Genomic DNA, 19,743 nt, shown 5'->3' on the forward strand with positions numbered 1-19,743 from the left:
TTTGATTTACCGTATATACCATTATCTACAGCCTTATCAGAATATGTATCTGTATAATTTTAAAAAGGGGGATTTGGGAATGAAGGAGAAAATGGAAATGCGTTCTGTTACAGAAGAGAAGCCATCACACTTATGGCATGCCATGCATCGGCATGATCCGCAAGCGAAGCAGTTGGTTGCGGTTAAAGGAGAGGGCGGTTGGTTTACAGATGAGGCTGGGAATCGCTATTTGGATGGTGTTTCGGGTTTATGGTGTTTAAATCTAGGGCATGGAAGGCAAGAAATTATTGAAGCATGTGCAGAACAAATGGGGAAATTAACCTATTTTCCATTAACGATGAGTCACCAACCTGCATTGCAGTTAGCTACGAAGCTGAGTGATTTATTAGGCGGAAACTACCAATGCTTTTTTTCAAATAGTGGTTCGGAAGCAAATGAAACCGCTTTTAAGATTGCGAGACAGTATCACAAACAGACCGGGAATCCGGAAAAATATAAAATCATCTCCCGTTATCGGAGCTATCATGGGACTACTTTAGGTGCATTAAGTGCTACTGCACAAGCAAATAGACGTGTAAAATATGATCCGGCTGTTCCAGGGTTTTTACACGTCTATCCACCATATGCTTATCGGTCGATTTTTAATGGTACAAAAGAAGAGTCTGATTTAAAAACTGCGCAATTGGTAGAGGAGACCATTCGTTGGGAAGGAGAAGAAACAGTAGCCGCATTTATAATGGAACCGTTTATTTCTGGTGGTGGAGTTATCATTCCCTCTATGGAGTATATTGAACGAGTTCAAGACATTTGCAATCGATACAATGTCTTGCTCATCATGGATGAAGTCGTTTCCGGTTTTGGCAGAACGGGAGAAATGTTTGGGTTTATGCATGCAAATGGGGTACAACCTGATATCGTAACGATGGCAAAAGGATTAACAAGTGGTTATTTACCATTAGGTGCAACTGCTGTAAAAGATAAAATCTATCAATCATTTAAAAACGTCGGCAAAGATAACCATTTTCGACATGTATCCACATATGGCGGACATCCTGCAGCGTGTGCAGTAGCGCTAAAAAATATTGAAATTATTGAACGGGAAAATGTAGTGCAACGTGTACACGATCTTGCTAAAAGTCACTTAAACACGTTGCAGCGACTAACAAAGTATGATTATGTTGGTGAAGTGAGACAGATTGGTTTCTTGGTAGGCTTGGAAATGGTCAAGGATAAAGTAACAAAAGAACCGTTAGAAGATGAAAAAATGGTGGAAATATTGCAAAACTGCAAGCACAGAGGATTAATTATTGGACGAAATGGCGATACGGTACCTGGCCAAAATAATGTCATCATCATTGCTCCACCATTAACAAGTACGGAAGAAGATTTGATGTTTCTAGTGGAGACGGTAACAGATGTTTTTAATCATCTCTTTGGTAGTAATATTTCTGGAAGTATTCCATTATAGAACCTGAAGTAATAACAAAGAGTAGATAAAATGGGGGGATGGCGTAACGTGAACTATGAGCGATTACAAACGTTTATTGCAGTAGCTGAGAAAAACAGTTTTTCAGAAGCTGCGAAGAAGTTATTTGTTACGCAACCGACGATTACCTCACAGATAAAAGCTCTCGAAGAAGAATTACAAACTAAGTTATTTGAAAGAACGACGAAAACAGTTAAGTTAACCCAATCGGGAGAAATTTTGTTAAAGTATGCTAGAAATATTGTTCAGCTAAGCAATTTGGCTCGAAAAGAAATTTTAAAAATAGAAGAAAAAATATATGGAGATTTAAAAATAGGGTGTAGCTTAACAATTGGAGAATACATTTTACCGCATTTTTTAAAGCGTTTCAAAGAGAAGTATCCACTTATTCATATGCAAGCAAAAATTTCTAATTCAACTTCAATTGTTCATCATATAAAGGATCAGGTCGTACATGTAGGATTAATCGAGACTCCAATTAATGATAAGCACATCGTGATGCATCCAATATTAGAAGATGAACTCTGCTTAGTAACGAAAGTCGATTATTTTCCTTTTCTTGAAAAGCAAATAACGTTAGATCAATTAAAAAACATTCCTTTAATCATACGTGAAAACGGTTCTGGCACGCGTGAAGTTGTGGAGCAATATTTAAAACGAGCGGGAGTTTCTTTTCATGATTTGAACATTGTAATGGAATTGGGCAGTACTGAAGCAATTAAAGCGGTAGTAGAATCAGGGTTAGGAGCTTCTTTTATTTCTAAAAACGCAATTTTAAAAGAGAAGCAATTAGGCTTACTAACGTCCTATAGCATAAAAAACGTTGCGTTTAACCGACATTTCTATTTGGTGTTTCGAAAAGGTCAGATCTTAACTTCAACTACAGAATTGTTTATGGATGAATTGAGAAAGATGGCTATAGAACTAGAGGGCAATATTTCCACAAATCGATTAGGTGTTGTTTAATGAATTCACGTTAAATAAATTGAATTTTCCATTCATTAGGGTTCCTTTTTTCGCTATTACTCGTAAGCAGCTCAATGATAGGATAGGATTTCAAGAACACTTGAAAGAAGAAGGGATTTATGTGCTGTTATTCCCCAGTTAGTTTTTTGTAACTTGGCATTTCTAAGTATGAAAGGATAGTCTTACAGAACTTTGTATTAAGAAGAATCGTATCAGTAAAACGAAAGATTTCGTCATAGCGATTTTGCGATAAACCATTTTTTCTAAAGAGGATATAATCAAAGGGAGGCATTGGTTATGGTAAAACAACAGTATGCGGAAAGTAAACAAGTAGGTAATAAAATGAAAATGACGCCTAGTGAGGCGATTGTTGAAACGTTAGTTGCAGAAAACGTCAAAGAAGTGTATGGTATTGTCGGATCAGCTTTTATGGATATGTTAGATTTATTTCCAACTGCAGGTATTCGATTTTTGCCAGTACGGCATGAACAAAGCGCAGCTCATATGGCAGATGCTTATACACGCGTGTCAGGAGTCGCCGGTGTAGTCATTGGGCAAAATGGTCCTGGAATTACAAATATGGTTACATCAGTTGCAGCAGCAAACCAAGCCCATACACCTATGGTTGTTATTTCCCCGTCAGCTGGGACGCCGACGATAGGCTGGGATGGTTTTCAAGAAGCAGATCAAGTATCCATTTTTCAATCCATTACCAAAGAGACAGTTAGGGTTACTCATAAAAGTAGGGTAGCGGATTGTTTGCGGACAGCGTTTCGAATTGCGTATGCGGAAAGAGGGCCGGTTCTTTATGATATCCCACGTGACTTATTTTACGGTGAACTAGAAGATCAAATTCTTTCTCCCCGTCAATATCGTGTTGATAAACGAGGAAATGGCGACCCTGCTGCAATAAGTGATGCTGTCACATTATTACAGCAAGCTGAAAATCCAGTTATCCTATCTGGACGAGGTGTAGTAGATGCTGATGCCGTTGATGTGGTAAGTAAAATTGCTGAGCATTTAACTATTCCTGTTGCTGTTTCGTATATGCATAATGATGCATTTCCTGCAGATCACCCATTAGCAGTGGGTCCTATTGGTTACATGGGGTCTAAGGCGGCTATGTATACATTACAAGAAGCTGATGTAGTTTTAGCAATTGGTACACGGCTGTCTGTTTTTGGAACTTTGCCTTGCTATGATATCGACTATTTTCCTAAACAGGCTAAAATTATTCAAGTTGATATTAACCCGAGAAATATTGCTAGAACCCATCCTGTTGAAATTGGGATTATTGGTGATGCGAAATCTTCTGCAGAAGCTATTTATGAACAATTAGAGAAGTCTGTTCCTAAAAGAAAAAGTAATGACGAACGATTAACAGCAGTTAGTAAACGAAAACAAGATTGGGAGCAAGAACTTATTGATCTTGCTATGGTAGAAGGGGAGCCAATTAATCCGCGTCGGGCTTTACTTGAACTGACGAAAGCTTTGCCAGAGAATACAATTATCTCAACAGATATAGGTAACGTCTCATCTACGGCTAATGCGTATTTGAAATTCACTCAAACACGGCGACATATTGCTGCTTTAACGTTTGGAAACACTGGATTTGCTTATCCTGCAGCTTTAGGTGCACAATTGGCTGAACCAAGCTCTCCAGTAGTTGCAATTATTGGCGATGGAGCATGGGGGATGAGTTTGCATGAGGTAAGTACAGCTTTAGAACAAAATATTCCAGTTATTGCTTGCGTATTCAACAATAAGTCTTGGGCAGCCGAGAAGAAAAATCAAGTTGATTACTATGATAACCGCTTTATTGGGTCTGATATTGAAGCACCTGATTTTACAGAAGTAGCGAAATCAATGGGGGCATTGGGATATACCATAGAGCAACCAGAAGCTATTGCTGAAGTTGTAAATCATGTACTTCAACAAAGAAAGCCAGCTGTATTAAACATTATGGTTGATGGTACGCAGCTAGCTCCCCCGTTTAGAAAAGACGCACTGAAGATGCCTACACGTCTATTGGATAAATATAAGCATTTAGATTATGAAACTTGGGGTAAATAAGACGAGAAAATAAAAACTCACTGCATCCAATGAGGGGCAGTGAGTTTTTGTCGTTGAAGGGATAAGAAAGTATAAAATGAGGTGCTTGGAGTTAAGGAAATTCCTTTGTTCTATAGGAAACACTTGGCGACAAGCCAAGTGTTTTTAATTTAAAGAATCGTTGCTAAGGACGTTTGTTCTGAAGAAGGTTGTAGCTCGCTTCATTTGCTAGAACGATTTGTAAATAACAAGTATGAGTCATCCGTTATCCTATAAAACAATCTATTTCGTTGGGTAAGCGTAAATAACATAACGATCTGGCGCGTCCCCGATGTAGGAAAAAGGATAGCATGTAGATATCGTTAATACTTCGTTTTTTCTGTCTGGATCTATAACCGTTGTATCATCTGCAGCGACAATTTTATGATCCTGCATTGTATAAACAAAGGTTCCTTGTTTCATTTTTACATGGAATTCATCTCCATCTTGTAATTGGTCAAAATTTCTAAACACGGTATCACGATGTCCAGATAATAAAATTTGTTTGTTTTCTCCTGGAAACCCTGTACCGGTATAATGACCAACACCTTGAGCTAGGTCGTCTTCATCTACACCTTCAATGATTGGTAATTCTCGATCAAGCTTTGGAATATAAAGAACGCCGACTGTATCTCCTTGTTTGAACGCATCATAATTAAATTTTTCTACATCTTCTACATCCGAAATTATTTTATGGGAAACAAATGATTCTGCTTCTTCCATCCGCTCACTTTCCATTGCCTTTGAATGATAAAGCTGAAACCCACCATAGCCTAGAATGGCTATTCCGCACACAATTAAAATGATTGAAAAAGTCCTTAACAACATTCCCACCTCTACCCAAAGATTTTAATAAGGTTTTAAATGATAAAATTTTCTTACAGTATATTTTAATCATATACGATGTTGGATAGGTTCGTAAAGCATGAAATTTTTTACTCTCATACCGCATAGAAATCAAGTTGTGTAAATTTCTATCCCATATTGACAGGAGTAAATAAGGCACTTTTTTGTAATCTTTGCACTGCTTCGTTTAGCACTTCTTCTGGCTGTACTAAGCCAATACGTACATACCCTTCTCCTGAAGGACCAAAAGCATTCCCGGGCACGACAACAATTCCTGCTTCATCCATTAGTTTATAAGCGAATGCAGTGGATGTATAATTTTTGGGAACTTTAGCCCAAATAAACATGGATGCTTTCGGTGAAGCAACCTTCCATCCAGCATTATGAAAACCAGTGACTAAAAGATCTCTACGTGCTTTATAGACGTTGCGTAATTTTTGTGTGAAGAAAGATGCATGTTCCAGTGCGCAAATTGCTGTTTTTTGTATTGGTAAAAAAACACCAAAATCTAAATTAGATTTCAAACGTTTTAGCCCGTCTACTATTTGTTCATTCCCTACTATATAGCCAATTCTGCACCCAGCTAAATTGAAACTTTTAGAGAATGAATTAAATTCTACGCCAACCTCTTTAGCACCATCAACCGAAAGAAAACTAATTGGTTTTTCGTCATAGTAAAGCTCTGAATAGGCAAAGTCATGTAAAATAGCAATGTTATATTTTTTAGCAATAGCCACTACTTTTTCAAAAAAAGCTTTTGTAGCCGTAGCTGGTACAGGATTCCCCGGAAAATTAAGGATCATCAGTTTTGACTTTTGCAAAATTTCTTCTGGAATAGCATGAAGGTCTGGAAGAAAATGATTTTCTGCTTTTAGTGGCATGAGGTATTGTTCAGCTTCAGCTAAAGCTACACCCGTATGGTATGCTGTATAACCTGGATCAGGAAGAAGAATTGTGTCACCAGGGTTTGTTAATACCATTGGCAAGTGAACCAAACCATCTTGGGAACCCATGACCATGAAAGCCTCTCGTGTTGGCATAAGCGGTACATGATATTGTTTGCCATAATAGGTTGCTATTGCTTCATGTAACTCATCCGTACCTGTAAGGGTATAGCCATATTGTGCAGGGTCTTGCACTTGCTTTGTAAGTTCGTCAATCACGAATGATGCTGGTGGAAGGTCTGGGCTTCCTACACTCAAGTCAATCATGTTGACCCCTTCGCTAATTTTTTTCTGTTTATAGCTGGAAAGTTCATTAAAAATAGATGTTTGAAAATGTTTCATTTTGTCAGCTAGATTAATATTCATGTGTAACCACCTTATCGTTGTGTATCCTTATACTGAAATTAGTATGATTATACCACTTTTACAAACAGAATGGTAAATGAAATTTTTATAGGAAACCATGTTTGCTTTCACTAAACAACTATAAGACGAATGGTTAAATTAGTCAGCATAAAATATAAAAATAAGTGTATAAAATTTGTTATTTACCCCCATATAAAACAATTTTTTAGCGTATAATTATTAGATAATTAATGTAAGATAGTAAGATAGTAAGATAGTAATATAGTTTTAAATTTTAGAAAATTAACTTGACAGTTAAATAAAGAATAATTAGAATAATGAATAAGGTGAGGAAGGAAGTGAAACGGTATGTCCTTGAGAGAGAAAAAAGTAGCAGAAAAAAAAGAGGAAATCATTCGTATGGCCATCCGTGTCCTATCGGAAAAAGGATACAATGGAATTACAATGGAAGAAATTGCTGCTAAGCTGTTAATGACAAAAGGAACTGTTTATTACTATTTTAAAGATAAACAGGAATTACTGTATCAGAGTCAAATTATGCTATTGGAACGGAGTTTGTGGAAAGTACAACAAATTCAACAAAAACAAATTCCTATCGATAAAAAGCTTAATCAATCCATTATTTCTCATATTGAATATATATTGGAGGAACGCTCTGGGTTTGAATTGATGTTAAAACCAGAACAAATATTTAATACAAAACAATTAGATGTTATTTTTAAACTTCGAGATACGTATGCCGAAATTTTTGATCAGATGATTACAGAGGGAATAGATGAAGGTACCTTTGATGTTACAGATGTAAAAGTGGTGCGAAATATAATTTTAGGTTCGATGAACTGGGTAACGCAATGGTATGCTGAGGACGGGGAAAAAAGTAGGACAGAGATTGCTGAAGATATTGCTATCTACTTATTGCGAATGTTGTCACCAAATAAGTGACAATAGGTCCTTGCTAACGAAAGTGAATAGACGATAAGCACGATAGGAAAGTATACATTTTTTTGGTTTATAGCAAGAAAGACAATGGCGTCTTTCTGCCATAAGATAATTAGCCGAATTTTTAAAAAAGATTTGTATTGTAGAATGTGAATATGGAATTTCCATAGTATTTGAGGAGAGTAATTACTTGTTAAGAAGCAAATTTTAATTACATGTTGGAGGAGATTAAATGGAAATAGCAAAAGGGGTTGCTGTTGTTACTGGTGGTGCATCAGGCCTTGGTGAAGCTACAGTAAGAAAAATTGTAGAGGGAGGTGGAAAAGCCGTCATTTTTGATCTGGCAAAGAAGAATGGTGCATTACTAGCTGAAGAACTCGGAAGTGCAGTAGATTATTATCACGTTAATGTAACTGATGAGAGAAGTGTACAGGATGCATTAGAGAATACGATAAATCAATTTGGAAAAGTGGATATGCTTATTAACTGTGCAGGAATAGGCGCCGCAGAAAGAACACTAGGCAAAAAGGGGGTACATGATTTAGGAATTTTTAAAAAAGTTATTGAAGTAAATCTGCTTGGAACGTTTAATGTCATTCGGCTTGTTGCGCAAAAAATGTCCGCTAATACTGTTAATGAAAATGGAGAGCGAGGAGTTATTATTAATACAGCTTCAGTAGCAGCGTTTGATGGTCAAATTGGTCAAGCGGCTTATAGTGCTTCCAAAGGGGGAATAACAGGAATGACGTTACCGATCGCTAGAGATCTATCATCTATAGGTATACGTGTTATGACGATTGCACCTGGATTATTTGAAACCCCGTTATTTGCTTCCTTACCTGAAAAAGCAAAAAAAGCGTTAGGAGAAATGACACCGTTTCCATCTAGGCTAGGTTATCCCGAAGAATATGCACAGTTAGCAAAAAGTATTATTGAAAATCCTATGTTGAATGGAGAAATCATTCGATTAGACGGTGCCATACGTATGCAGCCCAAATGATAAATAGAAATCTTTATACAATATAAAATATTAAAATGTAGGCTTAGTCGTTGAAGAAACTGTCATGATTTGCATTAGATAGACTATCTATGAAGAAAAGAGAGTTTTTATAAAAAACTACATTGCACATATAGTTGTAGTAAAAGCTAGATTAGGTTTTCTCAACGGTATTAGGAGGAGGTTTTTGCCTGAAAAGACATTTTTTAGAAGAAGAACATGCGATTTTCCGTAGTTCATTACGAAAATTTTTGGAACAAGAAGCAGCTCCATATTTCGCTGACTGGGAAGTGAATCAGCAAATACCAAGGTCATTTTGGAAAAAAGCAGGGGAACAAGGCTATCTATGTTCTTGGGCTAAAGAAGTCTATGGTGGTTTCGAAGCAGACTTTAGGTATTCGGTTGTTTTAAATGAAGAATTTGAACGGATTGGCACAGCAATGGTAGGATTGGGCTTACATAATGATATTGTAATGCCTTATATAGATACGTATGGTTCAGAAGAACAAAAAAAACGGTGGTTACCTAAAGCGATACAAGGAGAGATTATTTCTGCTATTGCGATGACGGAGCCTGGGGCGGGGTCTGATTTGGCAGCAATTCAAACAACGGCAAAAAAAGATGGGGATGCTTATATTGTAAATGGAGAGAAAACATTTATAACAAATGGTTCTTCCGCAGATTTAGTGGTCGTCGTTTGCAAAACGAACCTACATGCCCAGCCTGCTTATAAAGGAATAAGCCTGCTCGTTGTAGAAGCTAATACTCCAGGATTTCGAAAAGGGAAAAAGCTAAAAAAGATGGGACAGCTCGCAAATGATACATGTGAATTAATTTTTGAAGATGCTCGTGTACCAGCTGGGAATTTACTGGGAGAAGAAGGTAAAGGATTTTATTATTTGATGGAAAAGTTGCAGCAGGAGCGGTTATTAGTAAGTATGCAAAGTGTTGCAGCTATAAAAGAAATGATTACAATCACATCTGAATATGTAAAACAACGAAAAGCATTTGGAAAGCGAATTAGTGAATTTCAACATACACAATTTCAACTTGCTGAGCTTTATACAGAGTGGCAAATTGGCAATGTGTTTGTTGATCGTTTAATTGAACAACATATGGCTGGGGAGCAAATTGTGTCAGAGGTGTCCATGGCAAAGTGGTGGACGACAGACTTAGCTAAGAAAGTAGCAGCAATTTGTATGCAATTACATGGTGGATATGGTTATATGGAAGAGTTTGAAATTGCAAGAAGATATCGTGATGTAGCTGTGTCATCTATTTATGCAGGTTCTAATGAAATTATGAAACTAATTATCGCCAAAAATATGGGATTAGTAGATGCGGAATAGTTAGATAACAATTGCCGTGGTTCGTATTGGAATAGTCACCATATACGAAGAAAGATATTTACAGGATTATTTTTGCATGTGAAAATGGAATCTATTTATTGAAAGGGTTTACATCTCGGGATTAGGCAATAGTCAGTAATAACATATATCAGAAATGGAAGGGATGATCATATATTGCGAGAAGCGGTAATTATAGAGGCTGTAAGAACACCAGTTGGAAGGCGTAAAGGGAGTTTGTCAGCAAAACGTGCAGAAGATTTAGCGGCAAAACCTTTGCAAGCATTGATAGAACGAGTAGGCATTGACCCTGGACTAGTAGAAGATGTCATCTACGGTTGTGTGTCTCAAGTAGGTGAGCAGGCGTTTGATATTGCTAGGCAAGCTGCATTAATTGCTGATTTTCCAGTTGAAGTGCCTGGAACAACGATTGATCGTCAATGTGGATCGAGTCAACAAGCTGTTCATTTTGCTTCTCAAGCGATTATGAGCGGAGACATGGATGTGGTCATTGCCGGCGGCGTGGAAAATATGACGCGTGTTCCAATGGGGTCCAATATGCAAGGGGTTACAATAAATGAAAATTTAACCTCCAAATATGAAATCATTAATCAAGGGCTATCCGCAGAACGAATTGCTGATAAATGGGGATTTAGTCGCCAGCAACTAGATGAGTTTTCACTCATAAGTCATGAAAAAGCCATTGCAGCAATGAAATCGGGCTACTTTAATAAGGAGATCATGCCACTAGAAGTAAACTTACCAGATGGATCATTGGATTTGTTGAGGTATGATGAAGGACCGAGGGAACAAACAAGTTTGGATAAGTTAAGCGAATTAAAGGCTGCATTTCAAGAAGGTGGAAAAATCACTGCTGGCAACTCCAGTCAAATTAGTGATGGTGCAGCAGCGCTATTGCTAATGTCTCGTGACAAAGCAAACGAATTAGGGTTAAAGCCAAAGTTTCGGGTCTTAGCACGTACGGTGATTGGCTCTGACCCAACGCTTATGCTGACGGGACCAATACCTGCTACGGAAAAAGTATTACGTATAGCCCGATTAAGCATTTCCGATATCGACGTTTTTGAAGTAAATGAAGCTTTTGCCTCTGTAGCTTTAGCTTGGTTGCATGAAACTGGAGCAGATCCAAAACGTCTTAATCCAAATGGTGGTGCAATTGCGCTCGGTCATCCGCTTGGAGCCAGTGGGGCAAGATTAATGACAACTATGATACATGAATTGGAACGTACAGGTGGACGGTACGGATTACAAACCATGTGCGAAGGTCATGGTATGGCGAATGCAACAATTATTGAACGTTTAGCTTAATAGAAAAAAAGCTTGGTGTAAAATTTTAAACAAGGAGGTGTTCTTTTGCCGCTTACAGCCATCCGTGTACTTGATTTGACTCGATTATTGCCAGGTCCCTATTGTTCTATGTTACTTGCAGATTTTGGTGCAGAGGTTATTAAGGTAGAAGATCAAGATAAGGGTGACTATGCTAGAAATTATTATCCTCTCCTTGATGAGGACAGTGCCATGTTTCACGCGTTGAACCGAAACAAGAAGAGCGTCTGTTTAAATTTGAAACGGGAAGCAGATCGAACCATTTTTTTAAACATGGTCAAGGATGCAGATGTTGTTCTCGAATCTTTTCGACCGGGTGTAATGAAAAGATTAGGCGTAGATTATGAAACATTAAAAACGATTAACTCGCGAATTATTTATTGTTCGATTACAGGCTATGGACAAACAGGTCCATATGCTTCAAAAGCTGGCCATGATTTGAATTACCTTAGCTACGCGGGATTATTACATCTCATAGGAGAACAGAATGGCAAGCCAATTGTACCAGCTGCGCAAATTGCAGATATTGGTGGCGGTGCTTATCCTGCTGCATTAGGAATTATGCTTGCATTGTGGGAGAGGAAGACATCTGGTGAAGGACAATTCATAGATATATCGATGATGGACGGCGTTCTTGCTTGGTTACAAACGAGCTTACCCAATTACTTTGCTACAGACGAATTACCAGAACGCGGAAAACAGCCTTTAAGTGGAGCATTAGCATGCTATGAAGTTTATGAAACGAAAGATGGTAGATGGCTAGCGGTAGGAGCATTGGAACCGAAATTTTGGCAAGTATTTTGTGATACGATTGGCAAAAGGGAGCTAATCGCTTATCAACACGCGCCTTTACTTGAACAGCATCGCGTCAAGTATGAAATTCAATCCGTTATTCAACAAAAATCATTAAACGAATGGGTACAGCTTTTTGAAGGTGTAGAGGCTTGTATATCCCCTGTTCAAAACTTTTCGGAAGTAGAAAAAGATGCCCAAGTAAAGGCACGAGATATGGTTGTATCCATCCCCCATCCTACAGTTGGGAGGTGAAGCAGATTGGGATACCTATAAAACTCTCTAAAACACCAGGAAGCATTCGTTCTTCAGCGCCTAAGCATGGAGAGCATCAGGAAGTGCTTGATCCATATTTAGCTCATAGTTCTACAGCAGCTTTACAAGATGAAAATTAAACGAAAACGGGGAGGAGGAAAAGTACAAGTCGTTCATTACACTTCTCTACTTACAAAAAAGTACCATCTTTTTAGCTATTTTAGAAAACTTTGCTTATACGATAAGTCCTAAAAAACTTGACAATGACCTATAGTGTAGAAACATTTTTACGTTGGAATACGTATGTTTTTGTAAGAAATAAGAAAGTATAAAAATTGTTGCTTTGGGATACCGAATTAACGGAATAGCCTTGTCCAGCAACTAGGCGAATTCACTTCATTGGTCTAAGTTAAGTCACCATCGGTTTGTGCTAAGTAGAAAGGCTGACTAAAAACTTTGCCTTAGTGTGTCGGCATACCTCTGTTTTAGTGGCAGGCTTCGTAAAACTTTCGTTGATTCGCTCCAGTCGCTACGTTGCTTAACAGGCGCTCTCAGCCTTTGTTACACAAAATTAAAATGGGAGGGATAGATTTGAATATAGGATCGACGTTAGATCGACGTTAGCTAGGAATGCGCGGCAGTTTCCAGATAAGCAAGCTGTTTGTTTTGAAAATCACTCCTACACATATAAGCAGCTCAACGACGAAGTTAATAAGATTGCTAGCGGTTTATTAACACATCATGTAGGGAAAGGAGAAAAAATAGGTGTTTTAATGAAAAATTCCGATCAATTCATGATTGTATTTTATGCCATTATGAAAATTGGAGCTATCGCTGTACCGATTAACTTTCGTTTAACCGCACGCGAAATACAATATATTGTGGAGGATGCAGACATTTCTGTTCTATTTTTTGACGAAGCATATGTCCCTTTAGTTCGGCAAATTACGGAAAATAATCCGAATATAAAGTTACGCATTTGTGCCAGTGATCAAGCTTATGAAAACATACAAACGATACATGATATTCGTGTGCAAAATGTATTAGAACCTAATGTAGAAGTTGCAGAATCAGATGATGCCGAAATATTATACACATCTGGTACAACTGGAAACCCAAAAGGGGCTTTATTTGACCACCATCGAATCCTTTATGTCGCATTTACCTCAGCCATTATGATGAAAATAGATCCTGCAGACAAATTACTTCACGTTGCGCCATTATTCCATTCCGCACAATTAAACCTATTTATGATTACAGGTACTTTTCTAGGTTCTACGCAAATTATCCATCAAGACTTTCACCCCGCTCATGTATTACAAGCGATTGAACAATATAAAATCTCTCTCTTCTTTGCCGTGCCGACCATGTATAATTTCTTACTCCAAGTGTCGAATTATGAAACTTATGACCTTTCTTCAGTAAAACGTTGCGGTTATGGTGCTGCACCGATGCCAACCGCTTTATTGAAAAAAGTGATGCACTTATTTAAGCACGATCAATTTTACAATATGTGTGGTTTAACGGAAGCTGGTCCAGGTGGAGTTCTATTGTTGCCTGAGGAACATAAGACAAAAATGGGTGCAGGTGGAAAAGCTATGCTCTGTACGGAAGTCAAAGTCGTCAATGAATGGGGAGAGGATGCTGCACCTTATGAAGTAGGTGAATTTATTATTCAAAGTGAAATGGTGATGAAGGAATATTATAAAAATCCCGAAGAGACAAGACGAACGCTGAGAGACGGATGGCTTTATACTGGAGATTTAGCAATCATAGATGAAGATGGGTATATTACCCTTGTTGATCGAAAGAAAGATATGATTATATCCGGTGGTGAAAATATTTATTCTACAGAAGTAGAGCAAGTTCTTTATCAATCCCCTGATGTATTAGAAGCAACAGTAATTGGATTACCAGATGAAATATGGGGAGAAAAAGTTGTTGCAATTGTTGTAGCAAAAGAAGGTAAAAGTTTGGAAGTAGAAAAACTAAAAACGTTTTGTCGCCAACATTTAGCTAGCCATAAAGTACCGACAGAATTTATTAAAGAAAATTTCATACCTCGCAATGCGTCCGGAAAAATCTTGAAATATCGTCTTAGAGAAGCGCTACAAACAGGAGAGTCATCATCTTAGCAAATCATTAAAAAGGAGTGGAGCAAGTATGATGGATAGCCCTTTATTAATAACATCGTTAATCGAACGTGCAGAGAATTATTTTCCCAACAAGGAAATTATTTCAAGAACGCAAAAATATATGCATCGTTTAACGTATAAGGAACTTGGTGGCAGAGTAAGAGCGTTAGCTCATGCACTAAAGGAATTAGGGATACAAAAAGGAGATCGTGTTGGGACATTCGCTTGGAATCATCATCGCCATTTAGAAGCTTATTTTGCGGTTCCATCTATTGGTGCGATTTTGCATACCATTAATATTCGCTTATCAGCTGAGCAACTTGGATATATTATAAACCATGCGGAAGATAAAGTGATTCTTGTCGATGAGGAGCTTTTACCTGCGATAGAAAGTATATTCGATCAGCTTGAGACAGTAGAAACAATTATTGTAATGACAGACGAGGAGGTTGTCCCTGCATCTAAATTACCTTCTCTTTTACATTATGAACAGTTTCTAGAAGATGGGGATGCTACATTTGCTTTTAAAAAGGACATGGAGGAAGAGGAAGCAGCAGAATTATGCTATACATCAGGAACAACAGGTAAGCCGAAAGGGGTTGTATACTCGCACAGGGGTCTTGTTCTTCATGCGATGGCTTTAAGTCTAGCTGATACTTCTGCTGTTTCTGAAGAAGATGTTTCTATGCCTGTCGTTCCAATGTTTCATGCAAATGCTTGGGGGATGCCGCATGCAGCGACATGGATGGGAGCTAAACAAGTTCTACCAGGTCCCTATCCAACACCTGAAATTTTAGCAAGATTAATAGAAACAGAGAAAGTAACCATTACAGCAGGTGTTCCTACTATTTGGCTAGGTTTATTAAAAGAATTAGACAAGAAAACGTACCAGCTTGATAGTTTGCGTGGAATATTATGCGGAGGTTCTGCAGCGCCATTTGGAATGATAAAAGCCTTTGAAATGAAACATAAAATACCGTTTTTTCATGCATATGGGATGACTGAAACGACACCGTTAGCCTTATTTTCCAAATTAAAAAGTTCCCAAAAACAACTGTCAGAAATGGATAAATTAGATATAAAATCAAAACAAGGAATGGCGGTGCCAGGAATTGAAATAAAAGCTATAAATGAGAATGGAGATATAAAAAGAGATGGTCGGGAAATGGGAGAGCTGCTGATCAGAGGACCTTGGATTGCCGACTCGTACTATAAAGATGACCGTAGTGACAATTCGTTTCTTGATGGATGGCTGTATACGGGCGATGTCGTAACCATTGATGAGGAAGGGTTCGTGAAAATTGTTGATCGAACGAAAGATTTAATAAAAAGTGGTGGAGAGTGGATTTCATCGGTAGATTTAGAAAATGCACTAATGGCTCACGAAGCAGTGTATGAGGCTGCTGTTGTATCCGTTCCTCATGAAAAATGGCAAGAACGTCCAGTTGCTTGTGTTGTATTAAAAGATGATTATAGAAGCGTTGTAGGTCAACAGGATTTATACGCATTTTTAGAAGCACAATTTGTAAAATGGTGGCTGCCTGATGACATTTTATTTATGGATGCGTTACCAAAAACATCTGTAGGTAAATTTTTAAAAACAGCTTTACGAGAAGAAGTGAAACAGCAATTAACGAAAGAATTTTAAACACGCATTGCATAAGTTTATCTTGGGTAGAAGGTGTTGTATACTCCCACTTCAAAGATTGGAAGGTGCGAGTTGAAACGGCCAAAGCGGGAGATAACAGCACCTAATCCCGATTTATCTAGAATTTTTTAGATTATCCCTTTGTTTGTTGTAATAATATTTAGTCGGGGATGAAATTGAAAATATAATTTATTTACTACTAAACTAGGGTAATTTCTTTTCAATAGCTGGCTCTGTTTGTTTTTCAATATATTCCGTTCCTAAAATAGAATAATCTAGTTCGTGTTGAGATAGTCTTGAATAAACTTGAAAACGGATAAGGAAAAAAATAATTCCAAGTAGGATCCAAACCAACAAAGCAATCCATGAAGGTGTGCTTAAAAATCCAGGTGAGCCAGGAACAACTAATAATAGAAAAAATGTTATTGCACAAAGTATGCCTAAAAAGAAAAAAAATTTTCTCTTTGGTGCTACAATTTGTTTGTTATTTTTAATATGTGTACGAGACCAAGCAAATATTCGGTAAGCAACAAAACATGCATAAAAGTAGGCAATGGTCACACCAAGTGCTGACATATCAACAACCCATAATAAGGCTTCTCGTCCAAAGAATGGCGCTGCAGCTGTTAATAATAAAGTAAATATTATACCAACATGTGGGGTGCGGTGTTTGGTATGTAATTTACCAAAAATAGCAGGTAAAACTTTTGCCCTGCCCATGGCAAATAGTAGGCGACTAGTAGACATATAAAAGCCATTTAACCCAGTAAAGATCCCCATAATAAGTGCTATGGCTAGTAAGAATACACCAAACTTACCGTAAGCATTTTCTACAATTGTCCCCGTTCCCCAAGCAGAGCCAACTTGCGAAGCATTAGCCCATGGTTCGCTCACACCAGTTGCAATAATGGTTAAACAATAGACAAAAGCAGAGCAAACAAGTGCAAGAACAATAATTTTAAACGTTTTTTTAGGGGAGAAATGAAATTCTTCAGCCGCTTGAGGAATATTGTCGAAGCCGATGAATGCCCAAGGAGCTATGGCTACGATAGCAAAGATGGAAGAAGCAGCGCCAATTTCTGGCTTAAACAATGGCTGTAAATTGGAAAAGGAACTAGAAGAATGGAATAACATAGTAATGGTAAGCAATAACACGCCACTAAGTAAAATGATACAAAATAAAAATTGGCTAAAACCAGTAATTCTTGCTCCACGTATGTTTAACCAAGCAATAATTGTTAATCCTATGCAGGCAATCATAACCTCGATAGCATATACGTCCCAACCTGCAATGCTGTATAATAATCCTGTTTCCACAAAAGTTGGAAATAAAAACTTACCAAGTAATGCTAAAGCAGACGCATTTAAAGCGACGATAGACAAATATCCTAATGTAAGAAACCAACCGCATAAAAATGCATGGTATCTTCCTAGTCCATAATAAGCGTAGGTGAACTCTCCGCCTGAGACGGGTAATTTTTCTACAAGAAATCCGTAACTTACTCCTATAATAATCATTAAAATGGCACCAATGATAAAGCCGAGGATGACTCCTAACGGACCAGCCATAGACATCCAATCTACTGGCAATACGAAGGCTCCCCATCCAATTGCTGAACCAAAAGCAATTGCCCATACCCAATGAGGTTTAAGGGATTTGGTTAGTTGTTCTCGATTTTCCATATAAAATACTCCTCTACTAAAAAAGGTTGTGATACTTATTTTATCCTATAGGAAAGTTTAAATTGAAAGGCTTATCCCAAGTATATCTAAGGTGATTAAAGAATATTGTAGTTAGTATGAGGTGAAACAGTAATTTTTTCCATGAGTCAAGTTACGTTGTTTTAACGCTTTAGAAAACCTATAAACCAAATTTTGAATGATTTCAAAAAAGTCGTAATTGTTACATAGTAGTATTAGAGTTTATTTAAACATAGGTAAGCATTATTAGCAATATTTTTTAGAATATTCCGCTATTAATATCTTGTATTGTACTTATATTAAAAAATTATATAAAGGTAAATTAATATTTTCCGATGAAGGACTGTCATTCGGAGGGGTTTTTTGAGCAATCTCTAAAATGTAACACTGTTTTATTAAAAATTCTACTCGAAGAATATAAAAAGGCTGAACAATAATAAAGGGATTGTTCAGCTTTTACTATTTAGTGATTGCTAACTAATGCCTAGTTTGTTGATTTTATGACCCTTAAATGGAATCATTCAACCTAGTAAGATTGCATTGTTACAAATAGTAGGTGTTTAACGATGATTCAAAGTTTACACGGTTTATAAAAGATAAACGGTCTTAATTTCCAGATAAATGCAAGCCAACCTGTGCAAGTAAGGCACTGCCTGCATATGTTCCTGTAAAAACAAAGACGGCTACGATTGCAACTTTCCATGAAGTATTTCGTAAATCAACAAGACGATTTGCAACAGATATACCCGCAAAGGTTAATATTGGTGTAGTTATTGAAAGAAAGTCAACTGCTTGAATTGCTTGGACAAAAAAATCGGATAGTAAACATAATAAAAGCGAGGTAATCGAAACCCAGCCTAAGATCGGGAAATTGCGAATAAATTTCACCGAGGATTTCTGCATAATAGTAGAAATGAAAATACCAATCATTGAAAATAGCCACAATACACCAAGACCAGCAAAGGTCATCGTTGTTATAGGCGTTGACTCAGGGTTTTTTATCAATTTAATTTCCATTGTAAACAAAATTAATGCTACACTTAAGAGAAGGATCAGACCATATTTGACATATTTATTTTTTGGTATACTCATTTTTTATCACCTCGAACTAGTTTCTTATACATAAATGCTTGAATAGGCGCAGCTAAAAATACCATTGTAAAGGTGCCAAGAAAACTAGTGAGAAGTTGGCTGGCAGAAGCATATGCAAGAATGGTGCTTTCCATTTCAGGGATGCGCGCGACTAATGTTGCTGATGCTGCACTCATCATACTACCTGATCCCACACCAGATGCCATAGCTAGTGCTTCAATTCGGATTCCTAAATCGAGTAAAATTGGTGCAAAAACGCTAAAAAAGATAGCCCCAAATAATGTTCCAATAATGTAGATGGAAAGAACGCCCCGACCTTCTTTAGATTCCAATGTGTACTTTTCTGAAATATATGCAAGCTCTCCCTCACGGCCAATTCCTAACGTAGCACCAATTGCTTCTCGGCGTAAACCTAACAAAATAGCAACTGGTAACCCGATGAACACCGTTCCTAAATTACCAAGTTCTTGAATAACAAATACCCAACCGACCTGCAAGATGTCTCTAATTTGTGGTGCGACATCCGCTCCGTATCGTGCCATTAAAGGGAGCATAATTAAAATCAGGTATGTGCTAGCAAAATGAATGTTCTTTTCACTGTATATTTTTTTCATGATTCCTTTACGAAATAATTTCAGACCTAAGAACATCGTTAATATAATGGCAAAAACTAAAGGAAGTAGTCCAATTGTAAACGGTCCTAATGGTATAGCTTGAAAACCTATTAATTCGGAGATGGTAATAATAACTAATGCAAAAGCGATTAAAAAAAGTAAGTTTTTGTTCATGTTC

The 19,743-nt window shown here is 37.4% G+C and carries 16 protein-coding genes; 11 read left to right on the forward strand and 5 right to left on the reverse strand.

Annotated elements, in window-relative coordinates:
• Positions 1–79: 79 nt before the first annotated feature.
• The 3 genes from B2C77_RS06325 (at position 80) to xsc (ending at position 4,525) form a co-directional block, all read left to right on the forward strand.
• Positions 80–1,468, forward strand: coding sequence for an aminotransferase (locus tag B2C77_RS06325; RefSeq protein WP_077702861.1), 1,389 nt, complete (start codon positions 80–82; stop codon positions 1,466–1,468).
• A 48-nt stretch (positions 1,469–1,516) separates the two neighbouring features.
• Positions 1,517–2,452, forward strand: a complete 936-nt coding sequence (locus B2C77_RS06330; protein WP_077706845.1) for a selenium metabolism-associated LysR family transcriptional regulator — start codon at positions 1,517–1,519, stop codon at positions 2,450–2,452.
• A gap of 297 nt (positions 2,453–2,749) precedes the next feature.
• Positions 2,750–4,525 (forward strand): sulfoacetaldehyde acetyltransferase, encoded by a 1,776-nt coding sequence (gene xsc / locus B2C77_RS06335; RefSeq protein ID WP_077702862.1) that lies wholly within the window; start codon positions 2,750–2,752, stop codon positions 4,523–4,525.
• Positions 4,526–4,786: 261 nt separating this feature from the next.
• Here xsc and srtD read toward each other — a convergent pair whose 3' ends face one another.
• Together srtD and B2C77_RS06345 are read right to left on the reverse strand one after the other, a co-directional pair.
• Positions 4,787–5,371, reverse strand: a complete 585-nt coding sequence (gene srtD, locus B2C77_RS06340) for a class D sortase, LPxTATN-specific (RefSeq protein ID WP_077702863.1) — start codon at positions 5,369–5,371, stop codon at positions 4,787–4,789.
• Positions 5,372–5,517: 146 nt separating this feature from the next.
• Complete coding sequence (locus B2C77_RS06345; protein WP_077702864.1) at positions 5,518–6,699, reverse strand: LL-diaminopimelate aminotransferase; 1,182 nt, start codon at positions 6,697–6,699, stop codon at positions 5,518–5,520.
• 348 nt (positions 6,700–7,047) lie between these two features.
• On the opposite strand from B2C77_RS06345, the gene B2C77_RS06350 reads away from it, so the two are divergent.
• The 8 genes from B2C77_RS06350 to B2C77_RS06380 all read left to right on the forward strand — a co-directional run bounded on the left by B2C77_RS06350 (position 7,048) and on the right by B2C77_RS06380 (position 16,158).
• On the forward strand, positions 7,048–7,641 hold the full coding sequence (locus B2C77_RS06350; RefSeq protein WP_077702865.1) for a TetR/AcrR family transcriptional regulator: 594 nt from the start codon (positions 7,048–7,050) through the stop codon (positions 7,639–7,641).
• Between the two features lie 229 nt (positions 7,642–7,870).
• A complete protein-coding gene (locus B2C77_RS06355) occupies positions 7,871–8,638 on the forward strand; it encodes a 3-hydroxyacyl-CoA dehydrogenase (protein WP_077702866.1) in 768 nt (255 codons plus the stop codon).
• Positions 8,639–8,826: 188 nt separating this feature from the next.
• Positions 8,827–9,984, forward strand: a complete 1,158-nt coding sequence (locus B2C77_RS06360; RefSeq protein ID WP_077702867.1) for an acyl-CoA dehydrogenase family protein — start codon at positions 8,827–8,829, stop codon at positions 9,982–9,984.
• A gap of 174 nt (positions 9,985–10,158) precedes the next feature.
• Positions 10,159–11,310 (forward strand): thiolase family protein, encoded by a 1,152-nt coding sequence (locus tag B2C77_RS06365; RefSeq protein ID WP_077702868.1) that lies wholly within the window; start codon positions 10,159–10,161, stop codon positions 11,308–11,310.
• A 45-nt stretch (positions 11,311–11,355) separates the two neighbouring features.
• Positions 11,356–12,375: a CaiB/BaiF CoA transferase family protein gene (locus B2C77_RS06370; protein ID WP_254843946.1), complete on the forward strand. Its 1,020-nt coding sequence runs from the start codon at positions 11,356–11,358 to the stop codon at positions 12,373–12,375.
• The gene (locus tag B2C77_RS22005; protein ID WP_254843947.1) at positions 12,372–12,515 is read left to right on the forward strand and encodes a CoA transferase; all 144 of its coding nucleotides are present in this window, start codon (positions 12,372–12,374) and stop codon (positions 12,513–12,515) included. The genes B2C77_RS06370 and B2C77_RS22005 overlap by 4 nt, the downstream gene beginning before the upstream one ends.
• Positions 12,516–12,977: 462 nt before the next feature.
• The gene (locus B2C77_RS06375; protein WP_077702869.1) at positions 12,978–14,510 is read left to right on the forward strand and encodes a class I adenylate-forming enzyme family protein; all 1,533 of its coding nucleotides are present in this window, start codon (positions 12,978–12,980) and stop codon (positions 14,508–14,510) included.
• A 28-nt stretch (positions 14,511–14,538) separates the two neighbouring features.
• Positions 14,539–16,158, forward strand: a complete 1,620-nt coding sequence (locus tag B2C77_RS06380; RefSeq protein WP_077702870.1) for a long-chain fatty acid--CoA ligase — start codon at positions 14,539–14,541, stop codon at positions 16,156–16,158.
• Between the two features lie 204 nt (positions 16,159–16,362).
• On the opposite strand, the gene B2C77_RS06385 is transcribed toward B2C77_RS06380, so the two are convergent.
• From B2C77_RS06385 to B2C77_RS06395, 3 genes are all read right to left on the reverse strand, one after another.
• A complete protein-coding gene (locus tag B2C77_RS06385; protein ID WP_077702871.1) occupies positions 16,363–17,841 on the reverse strand; it encodes an APC family permease in 1,479 nt (492 codons plus the stop codon).
• A 624-nt stretch (positions 17,842–18,465) separates the two neighbouring features.
• Complete coding sequence (locus tag B2C77_RS06390) at positions 18,466–18,951, reverse strand: hypothetical protein (protein WP_077702872.1); 486 nt, start codon at positions 18,949–18,951, stop codon at positions 18,466–18,468.
• The gene (locus tag B2C77_RS06395; protein ID WP_077702873.1) at positions 18,948–19,739 is read right to left on the reverse strand and encodes a DUF3100 domain-containing protein; all 792 of its coding nucleotides are present in this window, start codon (positions 19,737–19,739) and stop codon (positions 18,948–18,950) included. The genes B2C77_RS06390 and B2C77_RS06395 overlap by 4 nt, the downstream gene beginning before the upstream one ends.
• Positions 19,740–19,743 lie beyond the last annotated feature (4 nt).

Origin of the sequence: Virgibacillus dokdonensis, assembly GCF_900166595.1 — a bacterium.
Lineage (GTDB): Bacteria > Bacillota > Bacilli > Bacillales > Amphibacillaceae > Virgibacillus > Virgibacillus dokdonensis.